Here is a 15,168-nt window from a genome sequence, read left to right on the forward strand (position 1 = left end):
CTTTGACTAAGAAGGAAAGATTAACGTCTTCTGAAATTACAGGATTGTGGACACAATATATTCAAAACACCATGTCGATATGTATTAGTAAACATGTATTAGCGACAGCAAAAGATCCAGAGGTTCTTTCTCTTTTTAAATTTACTTTGAAACTATCTGAAAAGCATTTACAGATGGTGGCGGAATTTTTTAAAACGGAGAATATGGAAGCACCAATAGGATTTACAGAAGATGATGTTAATCTAAATGCACCTTCTTTATTTTCTGATAATTTTTGGCTGATTTATATTCATGATATGACCTTGCATGGGCTGTCTGGCTACTCCATTTCGTTTAGCACCTCTGCCAGAAAGGATGTTAGAGACCATTTTTATGAAAGTAATACTGATACAATGGATCTTTATAATAAATCAATTGAACTGCTTTTAGCTAAAGATATTTATCAGCGCTCGCCTTATTTTTCAATGAAGCAAGGCGGGGAATCACCGACTCAATTTTCTTATTTTATGGATTCCTTTGGCGATAAGAGACCATTAAACACAATGGAAGCAGGGAATATTTACTTTAACTTAAAGAAAAGCATCGTAACGAAGACGCTAATTAATGGATTTAAACAGGTCATGCAGGATAAAGAAATTCTTCATTTTATGGAGCAGTGCTCAGATACCATCCATAAAAATATCGGTGTTTTCTCTAAATTATTTGAAGAAGAAAATCTTCATACACCAAGTTTATTAGATGGAGAAACGACAAATTCTGTTGAAGCGCCGTTCTCAGAAAAATTAATGACATTTCATGTAGGATTTCTGTTCCATTTAGCAGCGACATATTACACAACTGCCATGATAACAAGCATGAGAATAGACGTACTTGGACATTGTGATGCAGCAATGCTTAGAGATCTAAAAATTATCGCATACTTTGGTAAATTAATGGTCAAACAAGGCTGGATCGAGAAGTTACCAGAGGCAGATGACCGAAAAGAACTGAATTGAGAAACGGTTTGCGGTCTTCAGACTATTTGCAGTGTTTCAAGAAAGTGGGGCACAAAAGTATTTAAGTCTATGTTTAAGCTGAACTATTTCATCGTTTAATAGTTCGGTTTTTTTATTTAGTGTTTACGGATTGTACTCAATAATAAAAAAAGTGGATTGGAGCGGAGGCCACAGCGCAAAGAAACGAACTCATATTACAGCAATACTTTACTTGAAAGTCCATTGGTTCCAAATTAGCTGAAATTATTCAGGTTTAGATAGGTTATATATTGTTTTGTTCTAGTTCTCTTATTTTGTGTTAACGATGCCTAGACTAAAAAGGATTGATTGTGAAAAAAATATATAATATGGAATAATTAGGTATAATACTTGTAGAATTAGTAAGTAAATGTAACTAACACTATATGTTTTTATAAGTTATATGATGTAATGAAGAAAAGGAGAAGAATATGACTACTAAGCTTAGTATATCGATAACACTAGCAATAATTATTATCTCATTATTCTTATTAGCTTCTAAAGTATATTTTAATACGAAGGAAATAACTGCAGCTAGTGAGTCTTGTTATGAAAATGGTGGTAATCCAAGTGTGGAAAGTACCTTTCTTACTTTAGGGTATTCATTTACATGCTCTAGCGAAAAATGATGGGAGAGATCCTATGAAAATAGTAGAAAAAGATTATTTAGTAATCATAGATGACTTTGAGGTTGAGGGCTTTATTGATACAGAACAAAGGTGCTTAAACTGTAGGTTTCACTTAGTGTATTATGAAGACTTTGATGCATATTTCTGTCCTAATTGTAATGTTTGGAAAGAAGCAAAATGTAGTGATCCTGAATGCTGCTATTGTCCTATTCGGCCAGATAGTCCATTGCCTGTTTAAGTGAGAATTATTATTCTGAAGGTAGGTGAATAATAATGAATGAGAGATTAGTGCAAGATTATTATTCTTTTAAAACTTGGGTAAAACATGTTGTTGGTGATTCAAAAAAGCAGTCTACATTTTTGATTGGCATTGACGGTTGTGGAGGCTCTGGTAAAAGTACATTTGCGCAGAAACTCAGAGATGATTTCTGTGATGTTACAATTGTTCATATGGATGATTTTTATCTTCCTTCCTCCCTGATTTCCATTTTAGAACCTGCGCAAAAATCTATAGGTGCTGACTTTGATTGGAGACGGCTGTTAAAGGAGGTTCTTAAACCCTTAAGCAAGGAGACAGCTGGATATTACCAAATATATGATTGGGAAACAGATAAATTAGCCGAATGGCACCATGTTCCTATAGGGGGTATTGTAGTAATAGAGGGTGTTTATACACTGCGAAAAGAATTGGAAGATTTATATGATGTTAAAGTATGGATAGATTGTCCAAGAGAAACACGCTTAACACGAGGGATAGAAAGAGATGGCGAAGATGCACAAACAACATGGGAAAATAACTGGATGATGCTTGAAGATATGTATGTCAAAGCACATCAACCTGTTAACAGAGCAAACTTTATTATTCGGGGATATTAAATAAATATAGAAGCCTTTGAAAGAAAATCTTCAAAGGCTTACTTTTACAATCTATCATCAAACATTAACTGAAATTGAATCCCGAATGGGTCTTCAATAACTCCATAAGCCCTACTGAAAATAATATTAGACAGGGGAAGAATAACTTTTACGCGATTATCAGTGGTTACGCTATTGTAAAAATGTTCTATTTCTGTTTGATCAGCACTTTGAATACACAGAGAAATATTATTACCAACAGTATAGGCTTCGCTCGTATTCATTGTTTCTTCTGCGATCATAAGCTTCGTTTTTCCAATACTCAGGACAGAGTGAGCAATAAAATCTTTATTATCTTCTGTAATTTTCATTGAATTGTCACGCTTTGCCATGTCCTGATACGTCACAAGCATTAACTCCTTTGCATGAAAATGTGTTTTATAAAATTCAATTGCTTCTTTAGCTTTTCCATTCATCGATAAGAAAATGGCTGCTTCAAGTGTTGTATTCATAACATCAATCTCCTTTAATATTCATTTGATATCCACTAACAAAACTTATTATAATGAATAAAGGTATCAACTTATGACACCTTTAAGGGAGCGGACAATGAAAAAATCAGAAAGATTAAACGACATGATAAGGTACCTAAACAAACGGGAATTCTTCAATTTACAGGATCTTATGGCTGAATATGATATCTCAAAAAGCACAGCTCTGCGTGACTTAAGTTCACTTGAACAATTAGGAATGCCCATTTATGCAGAGCATGGAAGATATGGTAGGTATGGAATCCTCAAAAATAGATTATTATCGCCTATTAATTTTACAGTAGATGAGATATACGCATTATATTTTGCGATGCTGACACTTGATTCCTATCAATCAACACCATTTCATATAAGTATCCAAAAGCTCAATGAGAAGTTTGAAAATTGTCTTCCACCAAAGCAAATAGAGCAAATCCATAAAATGAAAAAAGTTCTCCAACTTGAAGTAAATTTGCATCATTTTATTAGTCGTTTTTTAGACAGGATATTATTAAGTATTCTTGATGAATACAGTTGTAAAATACTATATAAAAAAAATGGTGTTGAAAGAAGTTATTTTATCCAATTCTTTAAGATTTCCGCTAAGTTCGGTCAATGGTATGCTACAGGTGTTGAGCTTGATACAAATACATTTAGAGTCTTCCGCTGTGATCGAATTACATTTATAGAAGAATTAATGACAAAATCGAATACTTCTGTAGATGATTTACTCCTGCGCTCTATGCAAATAAAACGTGCAGAGAATAGTATTAATTTTGAGGTGGAAATTGTTGAACATGCAATAGATATCTTTTATAAAGAAAATTACCCCTCCATGTCGATCGAAATTGGAGACAAAATAGTGATAAAAGGTTTTTATAATCGAGGGGAAGAGGACTTTATTACTGACTATTTTTTGCGATATGGCAGCAATATGAAAGCAATTAAACCTGCAGCATTAAAGCAACAAATACAGTGCAAATTAATGAAGCTTCAAACACATCTTGAAAAAATGTCTTAAGTAATTCACATGAGAATATATTGTATGGTAAGGAGGGGAGCTAATGAAAAAGCAATTTGTAATCGGTATAATATTAATATTATTAAGTACACCATTAGGCTATATGTCTCTCAATTTATTGTATGCTGATCAAAACTTGGGTGAAGGTGAATTTAAGCCGATGTTAAATGGATTTATATATTCTTATATGATTAGCGGGATATTAATATTTATCCTTGGGATTCTGAATAAAAGGAAGAACGAATGACCATTAAGGTTGCCGCTTGGCAGCTTTTTTTATTTGGAAATGAACTAAAATTGCTGGCAATCGCAGATTAGTGCTCATCTGTCCAATAAGCTAAAAAAAGCTTAACATGCACTTTTATACAAATAAATGAAAAATAACGTTATTTTCGTAAGAAAGCCTACAGGAAAACGATTACATTTATCCGTCCACCTACATATCATATATTAGATAATCAAGTTATGTTAGGAGGATACTATATGTTATTTGAAATACTTCCTACTTGGATTTGGATATTATTTTATCTCTTTATTGTTCTAACAATGGGCAATCATTAATAAGGACGAGCTCTTAGTGCTGAAACTAACCAGAAATTGAGGTCCGTATATTGGAAAACTTGTGTTTGTTATAAACCGAATGGGGGATTAGCTAGTATCTTCCATTCGGTCTGTTTAATCAGATTGTATAAATAGTATTAATTTTCCATTTGAGCAGGAATTCAAAAATTAAAATAGAATATTCTCCTCTAATGGATAAACGGGAGGGAGTAGCATGCAGTTTGTTGGCTTCCATACAAGCGATGAATGAAGAGTTTCATTCATTTGAAAGTGTTGCTATTTATCTAAAAAATGATAACCGTACCAATGAATATTATGACATGAATATAAATGAAGCTGATTATGTGTTTCCAAGTGATTTAAAACTAAACAAATGGATGGATGAATTATTTATAGGTGCTGAAGGCTTTGAAGCAGGGAACTTTTTCATTGTACATCGTGATTTTGTTGATTGGTACTATGTGTTTCCTGTGTGTTTGTTTAGTATTGGTGGAATTTTATTTTTACTTTGGCTCATTTTACAAGTTAAGCATGTTTACAAGGGAAGGATGTTGAAATTCAAGCACACGCTTGTTCGTTAAGATTGAAAAAAATTTATAAGCGAAAATAAAAAAACAGAGATAAAAATCCCTGTTACGTATAACTCTGCTTTTCGTTTGTTAACTTTAGTATTAGATACCGGACAATAAAACCAATACCTACACCAGGTATAACGAAGATCATTGGCATAAATACCGGTCCTAATGTATGGCCAAAAAGTTTTATTTTACTAGAATAAATAAGGCCAAGCGTTACAAAAGCGGCGGCGGATAGAAAGGGAAGAAAGGACAGCTCTTCACTAGCAGGCATTTCATATTGATATGCATCCCACATAGCAAAAAAATACAAACAAGCATAAAATAATAGCCATTGATAATTAATAACTTCTTCCGCTTTTGTAAATTCTCCTAGGTAACTGTACATAATAGCAGTATTAAAATGACTGTAGACGTTTATCAGTATTTCAGTTAAAACATATAAAGTTCCTTTATAATATTGACCAGTTAATAATTGACTAAATCCGGGCAGAGCAATACTCCACATTATTGCCTGGAATTTCCCTATTTTTTTCAATAACTCCACCGCCTTATAGGATTAGTTTGGTTAAATTCACCATTGTTATTCGATGAATTTAGTTTTGGCGGTTAAGAAAAATTTAATAATAATATTTATTTTTATTAGTCTCGAGATATTTCCCAGACAATATCTGTTTTTATTGCCTCATAAACAGACGACCAATCAGCAATTTCTTCTAAATGGAATACTCCTTTGCGCGTATTTTGCTCATATAAAAATCGGGCAGCCCATGTGGTTACATAGGCAGTTATTTTTGCTTCTTCTTGGCCGGAAAGATCTGTTTCCAATATAATTTCTTTGCCATCTTTTATGCCTTTCCCTCTTACTTTCACATGGAACATAGGTTCACCGATGCTAATTCGTTTGAAAATTGCCGTTGTCAACTTATCTGGCAAAAACCGAATAAGTCCAAGCTTTTTCATGATAGAGAAGGAACTAGTCGCTAATCGTGAATCAAAGCAAAGATAAGTGCTGACTTGATCTACATTAATTGTGTTAGGTAATACATGCTGATCAGCAAAATTAAAGGGGTAGGCATTTCTCCAACCAAGCTTTTTGCCAAAATATGCTGTCTGCTTGCCGACAAAGCTCCTTTTTAATACTTGCTGTCCATTTTCCCACTTGTGAAAGTCTGTTTTTGCCTGTTGGATTGTCCACTCTATTGCAGCATGTCCGTGTGTATCCCCTAATCCAAGCATCAAAAAGATATCGACACTTTCAGTTGTATCCATTTTTTCAGAAACCGATTTTGCGAGTAAATTTGTCACTCCTGGATTAAGACCTACACTCAATAATGCTGCAGCATTTGATTGAATAACTGATTGCTGTAGCTCCTCCACTTTCTGCAAAAACGAATAAGAAGCAGATATATCGATGTAATCAATGCCAGATTCTAGACAGGAGGCAGCGAAGGTTACGCTTTCCTGTTCGAGACACACGATTACGAGTTTTACGGTAGCTAATCTATTTGCTGGTACCTCTTGATTAATATCAAGTACAATTGGCTTGATTTTACTATTTGTTGAAGCTGAAAATCTCTCTGCTTTTTCTTGGCTTCTGCCAGCAGCGTATACATTGCCTGGATAATAATCTGCTAATTGTCTGCAGATAAGTTTACCTACATGTCCATATCCACCAATCACAATAATATCTTTTTTTCCCAAATAAACCACGCCTCTCTTGCCTTAACTTAATGTTGTGAATTTGTTTTTCTTTATCATTATTGCTTGTTATAAAACTAGACCAATTACATATTTAGTGTATAAAAACAATGATTAAAGGAGTATCCCAGATTTATGGGGTTTATTATGGTTACTTAAACGAGAGAGAAATAGGAAGTGGAGGAAAGGCTGTTTTTTTGGTTGTATTTTTACAGAGGTCTTTATTCCTTGCAATAATATACTATATGTCCTGTTATGGTGAGTGTAATATTTTATGAGAATATCAAGAATGGAGTGTATCTCATGAATATTATGTCTTTTATACTATACTGTTTTATCGTAACATTTACACCAGGACCTACTAATATTGTCATTTTATCAACAGTGCACAAAAACGGAACAAAAAAAGCGCTGGAATACACCTATGGTGCAACAATTGCATTTGGTTTTTTATTAAGTGTTTCTGCTGTACTGAACTCTATATTAGTAGCCTTTATCCCAAAAATTTTAATACTAATGCAGATTATTGGGAGTATATATATGCTTTTTCTCGCTTACCAAGTGTATAAAACAAACAAAGATAAACCAAAATCAATGGAAAAACAAACAGGTACGTTTCTGTCTGGTTTCCTCATGCAGTTTTTGAATCCTAAAGTTTTGTTATTTACATTAACAGTCATTCCAACCTTTATCATGCCATACCATGTTTCTTTGTCTAAGATTATTTTATATGTAATAACAATCACTGTAATTGGATTTTTAGCATTTATTACATGGGTGCTTTTTGGGGCATTATTTAAAAGCTTTTTACAGCAGCACGAAAAAATGGTGAATGTGCTGATGGCACTATTCTTAGTGTATTCGACTTTCATGATTTGGATGTAATGAGTAGAGGGGATATAATGGACAAATTTATTTATAAAAAGTCTGCCGGCATAACGGCGTTGGCGGCAAGCATGACAGAATTTACGTATAAAAAGCATTCTCATATGGAGTATGCCATTGGTGTTACATTAAGAGGAATTCAACATTATACCTTAGATGGCAGCTTACAGCTTTCGCATAGGAATGGTGTTATGCTGTTCAATCCAGAGCAGGCTCATGATGGCATGGCACATGATAAGGAAGGCTTAGATTACATGATGCTTTATATGGACCCCCAATTGCTTTTAGAGGTTATGGAAAAAAAGGACATCATCAGATTTTCAGATCCAATTGTTTATGATAATCTGCTTAAACAAAAAATAGTAAGCCTATCTGAGGCAATCTTGACAGAAAAGGATGATGATTTGTGCAGTGAGCTGCTCTTATCACTAACTGAAAGTCTTATAAAGACAGATCTCTCGAAAGATTTTAAGAAAGATAATGCTCTTATCAAGAAAGCAAAGGAAATGCTCTATGAAAATCTTATGACTATTCCGAAGCTGGACGAAATCAGTTGTGAACTGCATTTATCGAAATTCCAATTCATTCGTTTCTTTAAAGCTCATACTGGAATTTCACCATATCAATACTTTCTTAACTGTAAAATAGTGCGGGCAAAGCAGCTGATAGAAAAGAACAAAGACATTTATTCAGCAGTAGCAGAATGTGGATTTGTTGATTTGGCCCATCTAAATAAACATTTTAAAAGTGTGTTTGGGATAACAGCATTTGAATATTCATCGAATATCAATCAGTGAATAATTTTTATTTATATTAAAAGACAACGACCTCTGTGGCTCGTTGTCTATTTTTTTTCGCTTATTATTCTGTTAACCGTCAGCAAACACTAGGCTCGCTTGAGCTTTTATCGCTTCCATTACAACTTGTATAGAGCGGTTAGACGCCTGAGGCTTGCGGGCGACAAGATATATATGCCGTGTTGATTCAGGCTGTAAATCAAGAAGCTGAACACCTTCTTCTTGTTCTGTTACTGCAAGCTTCGGCAGAATTCCAATTGCAAGATTATTTGCAACCGCTGTTTGTATGGCTGCATAGCTTTGAAAAACATTTAACACATGAGGCTGGAATCCAGCGTTACTGCATAGATTTTGCGTGTATTCAGAAAGGTAAGTACCATCAGGCTCCATTACCCAAGTTTCCTCCGAGAGTTCAGTGATGCGTACAGCAGATTGCTGTACTAGTGGATTTTCTTCCCCAACTAAAACCATCAGACGATCACTTCCAAGCTCAACGAGACTGTGATCATATTGCTTTAGCATTCGAGGCTTTTCAAAGTAGGCGACAACTGCTAAGTCAAATTGATGGGAATCAAGTGCTGGAATACTCTTATCAGGCTCTAATTCTGTTAATCTAAGCTGAAGCTGAGGGAATTGCTTCACTAATTGGGATACTACAGGGATTAAGATAGAACGTAAGGCACTTGAGAAGGAGGCAATTCGGACAGTTCCTTGAATAATGTCAGAAGTGTCATTAAGTGCGATTTCAATTTGTTCAAGCTGATTAATCACAGGTCTGACTGGTTTAGCAAGATTACGGCCTGCATGTGTTAATTGAACTCTCCTTCCAACCTTTTCAAAAAGTATAGTATCGGTTTCCTTTTCCAAAATGCTAAGCTGCTGAGAAACTGTCGCAGTACTAATGTACATAACTTCTCCAACCCTGTGCATCGTTCCTAAGGTTTCAAATTGAAGTAGTAATTGTAATCGCCAAGTGTTGAGCATATGAATTCCCCTTTTAAGAATTACTAAACGAATTGTTAAGGAAAACTTGATTGTTTAATGTTTATTATTAATTAATAATAAACATTAAGCTAATAAAGAGCAAATTAATTAGAGGAGAGAGGTAGAAGCTGATGTATCCATACGAAAAGAGAAGCAATCCATGGGAAGACGTTGAAAGACATGTTGGAAGATATGGTGCACCATTCTTTATCCAAGAAATTATTGACCATGCTAAAGGAAGCTATGTTTATACGGAAGAGGGGAGACGGATTTTAGATTTTACTTCAGGGCAAATGTCATCGACGATTGGTCATTCTCATCCTGAAGTAGTGGCAACATTACAAGAAGCCGCTGGCCGCCTTGACCATCTGTTCAGCGGTATGCTATCAAGACCTAGCATTAACCTTTGTACACATATTGCCGAGACAGTAACAGATCCTTTAACGAAGGTAATTCCGTTGTCAACTGGTTCGGAAGTAAATGAAGCGGCATTAAGAATGGCAAAGCTGGTAACAGGGAAGTTTGAAATTGTCTCCTTTAACAGGTCTTGGCATGGTTTAACAGAAGCAAGTGCAGGGGCAACATATGCTTCAACTCGTAAAAGCGGATTGCCTGGTACACCTGGACAATTGGCAATTCCAACTCCATATGAGTATCGCCCAGATTTTGTAGACAGAGACGGGAAGCTTGATTGGCAGAAGCAGCTGGACTACGGTTTTGCGATGGTCGATGCTCAATCTGTCGGCAGCTTGGCAGCATGTATTGTAGAACCTATTGTATCTGGGGGCGGCATTCTTGTTCCTCCGCCTGGTTATTTAGCTGCGTTAAAGAAAAAATGTCATGAAAGAGATATGCTGCTAATCTTTGATGAAGCACAAACAAGCTTTGGACGTACAGGACAATGGTATGGATTTCAGCATGATGGTGTTACACCTGACATTTTGACATTATCCAAAACACTCGGAGCAGGACTGCCGCTTGCAGCCCTTGTTACGACAGCAGAGATTGAACAAAAGGCATATGAAAAAGGTTTTGTATTTTACACTTCACATGTTAATGATCCTCTTGTAGCTGCTGTTGGGTGTACGGTCATGGATGTGATTGCAAAGGAGAATCTTTTAGCTGCAGCACGCGAAAAAGGGGATTATTTAGCAGCCGCACTTAAACAACTTGTAGAAAAACACGAGGTTGTTGGTGATGCTAGAGGGCGTGGATTGCTGCAAGGTATTGAGATTGTTAAGGATAAAATTAATAAAGAGCGGTCAGAAGCGATAGGTGATCGTATTACTGCTAGATGCCTTGAATTAGGTCTTCATATGAATATTGTTTGTTTGCCTGGTATGGGAGGTGTTTTCCGAATAGCACCTCCGCTCACAGTCAGTTATGAGGAGCTTGACGAAGGAATTTCCCTGCTTGATCAAGCCATAACAGCTGTCGAGAATACATTATGAAACTAGTTAAAGCAAATACAAGGAAAATAACTAGAAAGAAACGGTTTGCCTTTTCAGAAGAAATTAAAATGGTGCGTGATTATGACCCATCTGTTACGTCAAATCTTCAAGTGATTCTCACCTATTCTGGATTACATGCGGTGTGGTTTTATCGGTTATCACATATATTGTGGAAAAAGCAGCTTCACTTAGCAGCCCAGTTAATTTCTCAGCTTGCTCGTGTACTGACAGGTGTAGAAATTCATCCAGCTGCTACAATTGGAGAAAGACTGTTAATAGACCATGGCACAGGAGTAATTATCGGAGAAACAACGGTAATTGGTGATGATGTTGTTATTTACCAAGGCGTTACACTTGGCGGTGTTAATAATCAACCGGGAAGACGTCATCCAAAGATAGGCAATCATGTCTTTATAGGCGCAGGGGCGGCAGTATTAGGGGCAATCAGCGTTGAAGAAGGGGCAAAAATCGGCGCATTGACACTAGTCCTTAAGGATGTACCTGCAAAACATACAGCAGTTGGCAACCCTACAAGACTAATAGCACCGAAATAGACTAAATTCATGAGATTGCTGTCATCCAAAAAGAACTATGGTTTGTTTACAAGGAAATAGCATACAAAAGAAAGTACTCATGTTTATGAGTGCTTTTTTTGTTGTCGCGAGTAGTAAAGCTGCTTGTACACATTTTTAAACAGGCGGATGGTTGCTTATAAATTCCTTCACCCATTTGCACCAATTTACATACATTTCTGCATAGCGGATGCCGTATTCTGACGTAATGATGGCACCTAAATTCTGCTTGGAGGTTTCCTTTGTGAAATGCTCTTTCCACTCTTTTGTCATACTTAAGATTCTTTCTTCTCGAGCAATTACCTCATCTAACAAAGTAATTATTTCGTCTATTGTTAATATATCAAAAGCAGCTGCTTTAATAAGGAACTCATCTTTTATTTTGGCAGGTTTGACAGAATGGTTAAGAATCCAATTAATTAATTCTTTTTTTCCTAGCTCTGTTATCGTGTAGATTTTCTTATTAGGCAACGAGCTTTGAATAATAAGTTCGTGTTCAAGTAATTCTTCCTTTTCTAATTTATGCAGCTCCGTATAAATTTGACTATGCGTAGAATTCCAAAAGTAAACTACTTGCTCCTTGAAAATACTAACTACCTCATAGCCACTAACCGGTTTTTTGGAAATGATTCCTAATAAAGCATACCGTAAGCTCACGTATACCACTCTTTTCAATTGTTTATATATTTTTGCATTATATCATACTAGCTTGACTAATTTGAATAAAGCTTAGTAATATAATATTAACATATGTCATTTTAGACATATGTTAATTCTGATAAAGGGAGTATGTTAGAGGTGGTTGGTCCATTGATTTGTTTTAAACTGTTTAGTTATTGGACTAAAGGAAATATTAATTATAAATAAAGAAAGGGAATTGCTCTGTGGCAAGGCTTAGTATGTGGCTTCAGTGCAAGAAGGTTTAAAAAACAATGAAAAAAATAATTAATAAAAAGAGTATTTTAGCAGTCGTTATCGTTTTAGTACTTGCGATTGGGATATTTTTTGGATGGACGCAAATGACGTATAAAGCAGCGGAAGATCCAGCTATTTCTATGGATAGTAACTATGTTAAAGAAGATGATTGGCTTATTTATGGAGATAAAAGCAGTACAACAGGAATTATTCTATACCCAGGAGCAAAAGTGGAGCCTGAAGCTTATGCTTATTTGGCACAGGAGTTAGCAAAGGATAATATGATAGTGGCAATTCCTAAGGTAGCATTGAATTTAGCTCTTTTTGATTATAAAAAAGCAAACGAGATGATAACGAAATATAAAGAAGTAGACTGGATAATCGGCGGACATTCAATGGGTGGTGCTGCAGCAGCAATGTATGTTGATAAAAACATGGATAAAGTGAAGGGGCTCATCTTTTTAGGTTCCTATGCCGCTGACAATGAGTCATTATTTAAATCAAGCCTGCCGGTTTTATCTATTAGCGGGTCAGAAGATGGTTTAAGTACACCAGAAAAAATAAACGAAAAGAAGAATCTCCTGCCAAGTACAACAGAGTATTTTCAAATTAAAGGCGGAAATCATGCTCAATTTGGCGTGTATGGAGAGCAACCAGGTGATAATAAAGCCAAAATTTCTGTAAAGGAACAACAAGATATTATAGTGGAAACAATTGAGGACTGGGTGGAAGCTAATAAATTCGGGAATAAATAATGAAATTAAAACTATAAATAATTAGAGAGGGGGAGCATATTTGGACAGTTTATTATTTTTGCTGTATACGATTATTTATTTTGTTAGTCTTATAATTATTGTTATTAACATAAAAAAATCCCCTGTACTTAGTCTGCTTTTCCTATTACCGGTTGTAATTGGCCTTTTATACGATAATGCGGTCATTACACTAGGGAGGTTTTTAGGTGAAAGTACTCTCAACGAGCAATTAAACCTATTACGCTTTCTGCTTCATGCCATTTTTACACCGTTTCTAACTTTTTACGCATGGGCTGTTGTTAAAAAGACAAATATTTCTTTAACAAGGAGTATGGTCTTTCGTATAGCTCCATATGTAATAACTGCCATTTTAATAATAATAGAACTATATAAAGAAGTAATTGGCCTGCAAATAGCACCTAAATGGGAATACGGTGTTTTGACCTATAGCTCCGTAGGCAGTAGTGGACTTCCAATAATGGTGATTATTGTGGCGATACTTCTACTGATTGCATCTATCATTGTGCTTGTTAAGCAAAAATGGGTTTGGTTTTTTATTGGTTCGTTAGTTATGATAATTATGAATGCTGTAAAGATACCTGTTAACAGTGGTGCGCTTACAAATTTATCAGAAGTTATTTTAATTGCGTCGCTACTAGCTACGAGTTTGTTTCAGGAGAGAAAACACTAATAAATAATAATAAGACACCTCCAATGGAATGGAGGTGTCTTATTATTATTTAAATTTGTCAGGGAATTGTTTGACAACTCCAGCGGAAATAGCATCCGCCATTATAATTATATGTGTAACACCCTCGTCAATTGAAGCAATTCTTTTATTCCAGTCTTTTGCTAGGCTTGCCGTTAAATCATTTGTGACTAATTGGAGATGCATCGCTAATAATTTCTTTAGATCCTCCTTTTTTAGAAACGGATTGGCTTCACTGAGAAAAGCAGCAATTTCATCTGCATTTCTATACCATTCTTTGTTTAGCTGACTAACGGTGGTTTTATTGCCGCTTTTAGCAGCATCAACAATCTTACCTGCTATAACAATATGCTCCTTAAGCAGCTCTGTTAATTTACTTCCAGCTTTTTCGCCATACACTGGCTTTATGGCATTTCCGATATCCTCCTGATTTTTCAGAAGTCTAGTCAGTACCTGTTTTTGATCTTCTGCTCCAGCATTAGTGGCACTCGTAATATAATTACTTGTCCACAAAACATGGTCTAACCAAAGCTTCCGGAAATTATTTTCAAAATCCACCTGTGATTGACTCACGTATTTTTCTTGCGGTTTAGCGTAAGTGTTAGTGCCAGTCACCATGCTTAATGAAAATAGTAAAATACAGCTCAGTAACATTATTTTTTTCATCAAAAACTCCTTAATAGTTAGTATATTACTGTTATTATTTTCAATAATTTCGGATTTTTTATTCATAATAAAAGGATTAATTGGGCTGTTTACAAGGGGAAGGACAAATAAATTTTTTCGAGAATATATAATGGACATAGAGAATGTATATATGAAGGAAAGTGTTAAGGTGAAAAAAACAATGAAGCGTCTTCTGTTAATCATTACATCTTTAATAATTATAACAGCATTGAGTGTATTATTTTTTTTCAAGAGCACTCCAAGTTTTACTGGTGTAATTTTGGAAATCAATAAATCGAGTATTTGGGTTGTGGAAGCATCAGCACATAATATAAAAAATAAACCAGATGATGAGCTATACGAAAAATATAAGTACCAAGGAATTGTATTTCAATTGCCCTCGTATATTCCGGAGCGGATGTTGAATGAATTTTCACGAGGACAAGAAGTGAAAATCTATTACAGTGGAGAAGTTAGGGAATCTGCGCCGGCTGGCGGTGATGCCTATTGGGTGACTACTTTTAATAAGTAGTGAAATATATTGGGAGC

At 35.2% G+C, this 15,168-nt stretch carries 20 protein-coding genes; 14 read left to right on the forward strand and 6 right to left on the reverse strand.

The window, feature by feature from the left end; all coding sequences use genetic code 11:
- The first annotated feature begins 2 nt into the window (after nt 1-2).
- From NQZ71_RS19525 to NQZ71_RS19540, 4 genes are all read left to right on the forward strand, one after another.
- Nucleotides 3-995: a DUF3231 family protein gene (locus NQZ71_RS19525; RefSeq protein ID WP_144456801.1), complete on the forward strand. Its 993-nt coding sequence runs from the start codon at nt 3-5 to the stop codon at nt 993-995.
- 449 nt (nt 996-1,444) lie between these two features.
- Nucleotides 1,445-1,642: a hypothetical protein gene (locus tag NQZ71_RS19530; protein ID WP_144456799.1), complete on the forward strand. Its 198-nt coding sequence runs from the start codon at nt 1,445-1,447 to the stop codon at nt 1,640-1,642.
- A 13-nt stretch (nt 1,643-1,655) separates the two neighbouring features.
- Entirely contained in the window at nt 1,656-1,880 is a 225-nt protein-coding gene (locus tag NQZ71_RS19535; protein ID WP_317012144.1) for a hypothetical protein, read from the forward strand.
- Between the two features lie 35 nt (nt 1,881-1,915).
- The gene (locus NQZ71_RS19540) at nt 1,916-2,518 is read left to right on the forward strand and encodes a uridine kinase family protein (protein ID WP_317012145.1); all 603 of its coding nucleotides are present in this window, start codon (nt 1,916-1,918) and stop codon (nt 2,516-2,518) included.
- A gap of 44 nt (nt 2,519-2,562) precedes the next feature.
- Here NQZ71_RS19540 and NQZ71_RS19545 read toward each other — a convergent pair whose 3' ends face one another.
- Nucleotides 2,563-3,009 carry a VOC family protein gene (locus NQZ71_RS19545; protein ID WP_317012146.1) on the reverse strand — a complete coding sequence of 149 codons (447 nt, stop codon included), beginning with the start codon at nt 3,007-3,009 and terminating at the stop codon, nt 2,563-2,565.
- 97 nt (nt 3,010-3,106) lie between these two features.
- Between NQZ71_RS19545 and NQZ71_RS19550 the strand changes: the two genes are divergently transcribed.
- From NQZ71_RS19550 to NQZ71_RS19560, 3 genes are all read left to right on the forward strand, one after another.
- A complete protein-coding gene (locus tag NQZ71_RS19550; RefSeq protein ID WP_275007349.1) occupies nt 3,107-4,048 on the forward strand; it encodes a helix-turn-helix transcriptional regulator in 942 nt (313 codons plus the stop codon).
- 43 nt (nt 4,049-4,091) lie between these two features.
- The gene (locus NQZ71_RS19555; protein ID WP_275007348.1) at nt 4,092-4,295 is read left to right on the forward strand and encodes a glycosyl transferase; all 204 of its coding nucleotides are present in this window, start codon (nt 4,092-4,094) and stop codon (nt 4,293-4,295) included.
- Nucleotides 4,296-4,833: 538 nt separating this feature from the next.
- A complete protein-coding gene (locus NQZ71_RS19560) occupies nt 4,834-5,190 on the forward strand; it encodes a hypothetical protein (RefSeq protein ID WP_317012148.1) in 357 nt (118 codons plus the stop codon).
- Nucleotides 5,191-5,242: 52 nt separating this feature from the next.
- On the opposite strand, the gene NQZ71_RS19565 is transcribed toward NQZ71_RS19560, so the two are convergent.
- Both NQZ71_RS19565 and NQZ71_RS19570 read right to left on the reverse strand, forming a co-directional pair.
- Nucleotides 5,243-5,722, reverse strand: a complete 480-nt coding sequence (locus tag NQZ71_RS19565; protein ID WP_144456786.1) for a hypothetical protein — start codon at nt 5,720-5,722, stop codon at nt 5,243-5,245.
- Nucleotides 5,723-5,826: 104 nt separating this feature from the next.
- On the reverse strand, nt 5,827-6,888 hold the full coding sequence (locus NQZ71_RS19570; protein WP_317012149.1) for a saccharopine dehydrogenase family protein: 1,062 nt from the start codon (nt 6,886-6,888) through the stop codon (nt 5,827-5,829).
- 300 nt (nt 6,889-7,188) lie between these two features.
- On the opposite strand from NQZ71_RS19570, the gene NQZ71_RS19575 reads away from it, so the two are divergent.
- Nucleotides 7,189-7,770 carry a LysE family translocator gene (locus tag NQZ71_RS19575; protein ID WP_275007345.1) on the forward strand — a complete coding sequence of 194 codons (582 nt, stop codon included), beginning with the start codon at nt 7,189-7,191 and terminating at the stop codon, nt 7,768-7,770.
- A gap of 17 nt (nt 7,771-7,787) precedes the next feature.
- Nucleotides 7,788-8,567 (forward strand): AraC family transcriptional regulator, encoded by a 780-nt coding sequence (locus tag NQZ71_RS19580; RefSeq protein WP_275007344.1) that lies wholly within the window; start codon nt 7,788-7,790, stop codon nt 8,565-8,567.
- A 72-nt stretch (nt 8,568-8,639) separates the two neighbouring features.
- On the opposite strand, the gene NQZ71_RS19585 is transcribed toward NQZ71_RS19580, so the two are convergent.
- Nucleotides 8,640-9,551: a LysR family transcriptional regulator gene (locus NQZ71_RS19585; protein WP_317012150.1), complete on the reverse strand. Its 912-nt coding sequence runs from the start codon at nt 9,549-9,551 to the stop codon at nt 8,640-8,642.
- 131 nt (nt 9,552-9,682) lie between these two features.
- Here NQZ71_RS19585 and NQZ71_RS19590 point away from each other — a divergent pair, with 131 nt between their 5' ends.
- Complete coding sequence (locus NQZ71_RS19590) at nt 9,683-11,002, forward strand: aspartate aminotransferase family protein (protein ID WP_275007342.1); 1,320 nt, start codon at nt 9,683-9,685, stop codon at nt 11,000-11,002.
- A complete protein-coding gene (gene cysE, locus NQZ71_RS19595) occupies nt 10,999-11,556 on the forward strand; it encodes a serine O-acetyltransferase (RefSeq protein WP_317012151.1) in 558 nt (185 codons plus the stop codon). Before NQZ71_RS19590 ends, cysE begins: the two co-directional genes overlap by 4 nt.
- Before the next feature lie 135 nt (nt 11,557-11,691).
- Here cysE and NQZ71_RS19600 read toward each other — a convergent pair whose 3' ends face one another.
- On the reverse strand, nt 11,692-12,231 hold the full coding sequence (locus tag NQZ71_RS19600; RefSeq protein ID WP_260054943.1) for a PadR family transcriptional regulator: 540 nt from the start codon (nt 12,229-12,231) through the stop codon (nt 11,692-11,694).
- Nucleotides 12,232-12,506: 275 nt separating this feature from the next.
- Between NQZ71_RS19600 and NQZ71_RS19605 the strand changes: the two genes are divergently transcribed.
- Together NQZ71_RS19605 and NQZ71_RS19610 are read left to right on the forward strand one after the other, a co-directional pair.
- Nucleotides 12,507-13,244, forward strand: coding sequence for an alpha/beta family hydrolase (locus NQZ71_RS19605; RefSeq protein WP_144456774.1), 738 nt, complete (start codon nt 12,507-12,509; stop codon nt 13,242-13,244).
- 40 nt (nt 13,245-13,284) lie between these two features.
- Nucleotides 13,285-13,935 carry a hypothetical protein gene (locus NQZ71_RS19610; protein ID WP_317012152.1) on the forward strand — a complete coding sequence of 217 codons (651 nt, stop codon included), beginning with the start codon at nt 13,285-13,287 and terminating at the stop codon, nt 13,933-13,935.
- A 45-nt stretch (nt 13,936-13,980) separates the two neighbouring features.
- Here the strand turns inward: NQZ71_RS19610 and NQZ71_RS19615 are convergent, their stop codons facing one another.
- Nucleotides 13,981-14,619, reverse strand: coding sequence for a glycosyltransferase (locus NQZ71_RS19615; RefSeq protein WP_144456770.1), 639 nt, complete (start codon nt 14,617-14,619; stop codon nt 13,981-13,983).
- Between the two features lie 151 nt (nt 14,620-14,770).
- Here NQZ71_RS19615 and NQZ71_RS19620 point away from each other — a divergent pair, with 151 nt between their 5' ends.
- Nucleotides 14,771-15,151 (forward strand): DUF3221 domain-containing protein, encoded by a 381-nt coding sequence (locus NQZ71_RS19620; protein WP_317012153.1) that lies wholly within the window; start codon nt 14,771-14,773, stop codon nt 15,149-15,151.
- Nucleotides 15,152-15,168: the final 17 nt, after the last annotated feature.

The organism is Niallia taxi, from assembly GCF_032818155.1.
In the GTDB taxonomy this organism is placed as follows: Bacteria; Bacillota; Bacilli; order Bacillales; family Cytobacillaceae; genus Niallia; species Niallia taxi_A.